General features: G+C 37.0%; 5 protein-coding genes. 4 read left to right on the top strand and 1 reads right to left on the bottom strand.

Going from position 1 to position 5326, the window contains the following annotated elements:
• Nucleotides 1-29: 29 nt before the first annotated feature.
• Nucleotides 30-1733, bottom strand: a complete 1704-nt coding sequence (locus tag Q0410_RS01985) for a DUF2207 domain-containing protein (RefSeq protein WP_299032352.1) — start codon at nucleotides 1731-1733, stop codon at nucleotides 30-32.
• 147 nt (nucleotides 1734-1880) lie between these two features.
• Between Q0410_RS01985 and Q0410_RS01980 the strand changes: the two genes are divergently transcribed.
• The 4 genes from Q0410_RS01980 to Q0410_RS01965 all read left to right on the top strand — a co-directional run.
• The gene (locus Q0410_RS01980; protein WP_299032351.1) at nucleotides 1881-3227 is read left to right on the top strand and encodes a TrkH family potassium uptake protein; all 1347 of its coding nucleotides are present in this window, start codon (nucleotides 1881-1883) and stop codon (nucleotides 3225-3227) included.
• A 9-nt stretch (nucleotides 3228-3236) separates the two neighbouring features.
• A complete protein-coding gene (locus Q0410_RS01975) occupies nucleotides 3237-3893 on the top strand; it encodes a TrkA family potassium uptake protein (protein WP_299032349.1) in 657 nt (218 codons plus the stop codon).
• 327 nt (nucleotides 3894-4220) lie between these two features.
• Nucleotides 4221-4625 (top strand): DUF3842 family protein, encoded by a 405-nt coding sequence (locus tag Q0410_RS01970; RefSeq protein ID WP_299032347.1) that lies wholly within the window; start codon nucleotides 4221-4223, stop codon nucleotides 4623-4625.
• A 183-nt stretch (nucleotides 4626-4808) separates the two neighbouring features.
• Nucleotides 4809-5326 (top strand): ABC transporter substrate-binding protein (locus Q0410_RS01965; protein WP_299032345.1); only part of this gene is annotated, 518 nt, incomplete at its 3' end.

Raw genomic sequence — 5326 nt, 5'->3', positions numbered from 1 at the left:
AAAAATGATTTTTCGGTCTCGGACCGAACCTAGCGGCCTCCACCACCTCCACCACCAAAGGATCCTCCGCCTCCTCCTACGGATGTTTGGCCTCCGAAGCCAGCGTTAGAAAATCCAGTTGCACTTGCATAAGACTCGTTTATTGAGCTTGAATATGCATTTGCATTGGTGAAGTAGTATGGGTGGTAGATGAAGTAAGGTTCATCTCTGTAGTTTTGATCTACAAAGGTTTTGAAGTTTTCATCAACATTTAAAATGATGGAGTAGAGTAGGTAGTCTTTCCAGTTTTTCATCTCTTCTGGGCTTTTTGTTCCTTCATCTGCATAGTCTTTGAGGTAGGATTTAAAACCTAAGATATTTTTATAAAGATCTAGCCCCTTATCTGTAATTTTTAATTCTGTGCCGGTTTTTTTGCTTCCTAAGAAAGATTTTTCGTGCTCGTAGTCTTTGATATAGCCGTATTTTTTTAGGGCTTCGATAGACTTATCTTCAAGGTCGTCGTAGAGGTTATCAAGGTCATCTGAATTTTTATCTAGATATGATGAAAAGTCCTTATCGGTCATTCTTTGGCCTTTTTTCTCAAGGCTTGCCTGATAAAGCATATCAAATAGACTTTCCTCGACAGGTCCCATATCTTCTGGTTTTGAAAGGATTTTTATGGCTTGGGATTCTAAAAAACCAGGTTCCTTATCTCCCAGGTCGATATGGCCGTCCATGGCCCATTTTAGGATAAAGGCGTTCATATAGGCTGCTCCAAGGTCTAATCCTATGATTGGGATTTGTCCTATAAGGTAGGCTAAATCTTCTATGTGGCCATCATAAGGAAGGCCTCTATAGTATTTATTTTTAAAATCTTTTGGGTGTGGGAGGTCTTTGGCGTTTGCTAGGGTTTTTTCGTCAAAATACAAGGCGGCAGCCCTAACTCCTCCAAATATACCTCCAAGTCCAAGGGCTATGGCAAGTCCTATCAGGATCTTAGCCCATTTTGGCATAGGAATTTTATAGGCCATACCTTCCTTTTCTTCCCACTTTGATCCCTTGACAGCCTTATTGGCATAGTCTTCAAATGACTTATCTTCTTTGTAGGATGTGGCAAAAGTTTCCTTAGGAAATTTGACCATGACTGTTGTGTAGGAGATATCTCCTGTAGAGTTAAGGATGATTTCTCCATTTTCTTCGTGGATGGCACCTTTTAGGCCAAAGGCCCAAAATTTGATGTCGGTAAAAGGCTTAAAGCCCTTAATTTTTATATTTATCTTTTCAGGCTCAGGGGCAAAATTATCTCCCACAAAGGTGAAAAATACCATATCTGCATCATTTAATCCGATTGCTAGAGGATTTATTTTGTAGGTAAGTTTGTAGGTATTGTCTGAATAATTTGATATGCCCCAACAAAGTTCTACTTCATCATCATCCCTTTTTATGACGCCTTTCTTATAGGCTTTTTCCTTAAAGTCTAGGTCAGTATCCCAAGGGTCCCTATTTTCAAAAGTTTTGCCGAAGGCTTCTAGATTAAAGTCTTCGATTTCAAGGCCCCTAAGATTATTAATAGTTTTGTATCTTTCAGTATAATCTGTGTCTGTTTCGTTGATTTTCCAAGTTTCTTCGATGTGGCCTATGCCTTTTTCGTCGATATTTGCTTCTATAGATATTTCCCTAAATTCGTCTGCATAAGAATCTTTTGGGATAAAAATCCCTATAATAATCGCAAGACTAAGTAAAAATTTTTTCATAAATCCTCCTTTTTTATCATTATACAGGATATATTTCTTTGATAAATAATCTTTAATAAATTTTACAAATATTTAATAATGCCCTTAGGCTTATATAAAGTGGTGGTAAGGTCTGTCTATGGGTAAAATAAACTCATAGGAGTTATTATGAATAAAAGTTTTATCAACAAAATTTACGACAAGATTAGTCTAAATCCACCTATGGTTTTGAGTTTGGGTTTTGTTATCCTTATTTTTCTAGGAGGGATTTTACTTTCCCTGCCATTTTTTACCAAAAGTGGGGAGGCGACAGAGCTCATTGATTCATTCTTTGTAGCAGCTAGTGCTTCTTGTGTCACAGGTCTTACTCCTGTTAATACCCTAGAGTATTGGAATACCTACGGCCACGTCCTCCTTATTATCCTAATCCAAATAGGAGGTTTGGGAGTAATGAGTCTTGCCTCTATCATTCCTCTAATTTTAGGGAAAAAAATCGGTATGAAATCCAGGCAAATCCTAAAAGAACAGCTAAATGTAGAAAGCCTTGAGGGTATGATTGTCCTTTTTAAGTATGTTTTAGTATTCACTTTCGGGACAGAAATTCTAGGAGCAATCCTACTTTCTATTAGGTTTATCCCTATGTATGGGGCAGGTACTGGCATTTGGTATGCAGTATTTCACTCAATTTCTGCTTTTTGTAATGCAGGTTTTGATATAATAGGAGATTCTATCTATCCTTTTAGGGACGATATTTTAGTAAACATTACCCTAACTGGATTAGTAATAGTGGGAGGCTTGGGTTTTGTAGTTACAAGCGAGCTTTTTAGGAGAAGGTCTTTTAAGAAACTATCAACTCATTCAAAGCTTGTCCTCATGATGTCAGGTCTACTATTAACTCTTGGTACTTTAATGTTTTTATTTTTGGAAAGTGGGGATGGAGTTTTACAGCACGAGGGAGTAAAGGGTTCAATTTTAGAGTCATTTTTCCAATCAGTTGTAGCAAGAACTGCAGGATTTTATTCGGTAAATCTTGCAAATATAAAAGATTCGACAGCCCTTATGCTTATGGGCCTTATGTTTGTTGGAGGCTCTCCAGGATCTACTGCAGGTGGTATCAAGACAACAACACTTGGAGTACTTTTCCTATCAACCCATTCAGTTGTAAGAGGGGATAGTGAGCCTGTAGTTTTCGGCAGATTTATCGGTACAGATGTATTAAGAAAGGCTTTGGCTATATTTTTGGTGTCTATAACCATTATCCTTTCTGTAAGCTTTGTTTTAACAATAACAGAAAGTGCACCCCTAGTAGATATTTTATATGAAACAGTTTCAGCGCTTGCAACAGTAGGGGCAAGTAAGGGGTTGACCCCAGACTTATCTGCTGTAGGCAAGGTTTTAATTACCTTTTGTATGTACCTAGGTAGGCTTGGACCAATGACCATGGCCTTTGCCTTTGGTATGAAGGCGAAAAAGAGTCTAATTAGGTATCCAGAAAGTTTTATAAGTATAGGTTAAGGAGAAATTATGAAAGAAAAAAATGTATTGGTACTAGGTTTGGGTAGGTTTGGATCTGCTCTTGCCAAGAAATTATTCGAAAAAGACGTAGAAGTTATGGCTGTTGATAGGGACTATACCAAGGTCCAAAAAATGTCAGATTCGGTAACCTACGCTGCCCAAGCTGATATGACAGATGAAGATGCCATGAAAGATCTAGGTATAAAAAACTTTGACATAGCTGTAATTGCTACAGGAAGCAATATTGAAGCATCTATTGAAGCTACCTTGATATGCAAGGATGCAGGAATCACTACTGTTATAGCCAAGGCTACAACAGTCACCCATGAGAGGATTTTGGAAAAAATTGGGGCAGATAAGATTATCTTCCCAGAGCTTGACAGTGGTGAAAGACTTGCCAGGGTAATTTCTGGATCAAATCTTCTTGAATTTATAGAATTTTCTAATGAGTTTTCACTCGCAGAAGTGAGAGTCCACAAGGCTTGGGTTGGCAAGGACCTTATGGAGCTTGACTTTAGAAATAAATATAACCTAAATGTGGTTGCCTTTGAAAGGGGCGGCAAGACTATAATAAATCCAGGTCCTCACACAAAAATAGAGAAAAATGACCTTATAGTTCTCCTGGGTGGAAAAGAAGATGTGGAGAAAATTTCTAACGAAGAATAGCGGGAAAACGACAGGAAAACATAAAAATGTTGAAAAACCAATGAGTAAAAAAAATGGTGAAATAGTTTGCATAAGTTAAAATTTATGTTATAATATAAGCAGCTATCAAATAGCTAGGTTTTTCATTATTAATTCCTTATAGTTTTCCCTAAAGAAAACTAGGACTAACTTATTCTTTTCTATTGGAAGGGAGCCCCTAGGGCTCTTTTTCTATTAAAAAAATAAAAAGGGTAAAGACTTTAGGGAAATATAATGAGAAATATTTATAAAAATAATTTAACAAAAAACGATTTTATGTTATAATTATAAAATAGAGTAGAGGTTAGTATGAATGTATTAATAATTGACGCCCAGGGCGGAGGTCTTGGCAAAGAACTTGTCGGATCTATTAGAGAAAAGCATAAAGACTTAGATATAACTTGTGTGGGGACAAATTCTCACGCTACAAGTGCTATGCTAAAGGCAGGAGCAAATCGTGCTGCCACAGGAGAAAATGCCCTAATAGTAAACTGTCAGAGGGCTGATATTATTATAGGACCTATCGGCATCCTACTTACAAATTCCATGTGTGGGGAAATAACTAGCAAGATGGCTGAAGCCGTTTCCATATCAAAAGCAAAAAGAATTTTGATACCCTTTCTCCATGATGACAATGTAATTGTAGGTGTTAGTGATTATTCTATGAAAAAGTTAATAAGTTTGGCTTTAAAAGAGCTTGAAAAAATCATCTAGGCTAAATTTAAGGCCCACAGGTAGTGGAGTCTGACTGCAGAAGCAGTTTTTATGAAAAGTTTAGTCTTGGTTAACATATATATACTAGGAAGGTATAGAAAACCCCAAGGGATACTTCTATGCCCTTTTTTATTGAAAACTAAAATAGGATTGTATTTAATTAATTAAAAATAAGGAGAAATTATGAGAAAACATATTAAGAAAATATTTGGACTCGCGGCCCTTATCCTTGCCCTTACTGCTTGCTCCAGTGGTTCTGGCGAGAAAAGGGAAAGTAAAGAAGAAGTTAAGACAGAAACTAGTGAGAAGGTAAAATCATACGAAAGATCAAAGGATGAGCTTGTACTAGGTATTGGTTCTGAGCCAGAAAAAGGTTTCAACCCTATTTTTGAATCATCACATTCAAACTCTATGGTCTTTCACTCAGCACTTTTAAAGCGTGATGCCAACCTTCACATAGAAAATGACCTAGCGGAATCTTATGAGATTTCAGAAGATAAAAAAACCTACATAGTAAAATTAAAAGATAAGCTTAAGTTTGCTGATGGGTCTGCTCTAACAGCAGAAGATGTTGCCTTTACCTATAATACAGCCAAGGGAGAGGCTGCAGCAGGTATAAATCTTGAAAGATTTAAGGAGGCTAAGGTTATTGACGAAAAAACTGTAGAGCTCGTCCTAGAAAGGCCTGATATTTCCTTTAC

Source organism: uncultured Anaerococcus sp., assembly GCF_937934665.1.
Lineage (GTDB): Bacteria > Bacillota > Clostridia > Tissierellales > Peptoniphilaceae > Anaerococcus.
Note: the sequence above shows the minus strand (reverse complement) of the source record. Positions and strands in the feature narration are given on the sequence as shown.